The 574-nt window shown below is 73.9% G+C and carries 1 protein-coding gene; it reads left to right on the forward strand.

Going from position 1 to position 574, the window contains the following annotated elements:
• Positions 1 to 185: 185 nt before the first annotated feature.
• Positions 186 to 574 (forward strand): HTH domain-containing protein (locus D180_RS21610; protein ID WP_017914413.1); only part of this gene is annotated, 389 nt, incomplete at its 3' end.

The following is a 574-nucleotide window of genomic DNA, read 5'->3' on the forward strand; positions in this document are numbered from 1 at the left end:
CAACAGGAGCAGGCAGGGCAGGGAACGGCGCATCGTCGGCATCCAAGGCGAGCGGCGGTGAATCCCGATTCTAACGCGGTTTTCACCCCGTGCAGGGCCCCGGCCCTGGGCGCCCGGAGGGCGTTGCCGCATACTTTTCGGTTCACGAGGGCGCGCCACTGCACGCCCAGGGGCGGAACGAGGCGATGGAACCGGCGTTGGACGAGCGCGAACTGTTGGCCAGGCTCAGCAAGGGGCCCCTGTCCGGCGATGCCCTGGCGCGTGCCTGCGGGCTGACCCGGGCGGCCGTGTGGAAGCGCATTCAGGCGCTGCGCGCGGCCGGGGTGGAGATCGAGGGCCGGGCCGGCGAAGGCTATGGCCTGGCACGGCCGCTGGAACTGCTCGACGCCGCGGCGATCCGGGCCGGACTGAGCGGGCCGGCGGGCGCCGAGCTGGCCGGGCTGGAGATCGCCTGGAGCCTGGTCTCCAGCAATACCACCCTGCTGCAGCGGCCGGCGCCGGCGCAGGGCAGCGAGGTCCTGATGGCCGAGCGCCAGACCGGCGGCCGTGGCCGCCGTGGCCGGGTCTGGGCGTC

The sequence above is a fragment of the Xanthomonas sp. SHU 166 genome (genome assembly GCF_000364685.1).
GTDB classification, from domain to species: Bacteria; Pseudomonadota; Gammaproteobacteria; order Xanthomonadales; family Xanthomonadaceae; genus Xanthomonas_A; species Xanthomonas_A sontii.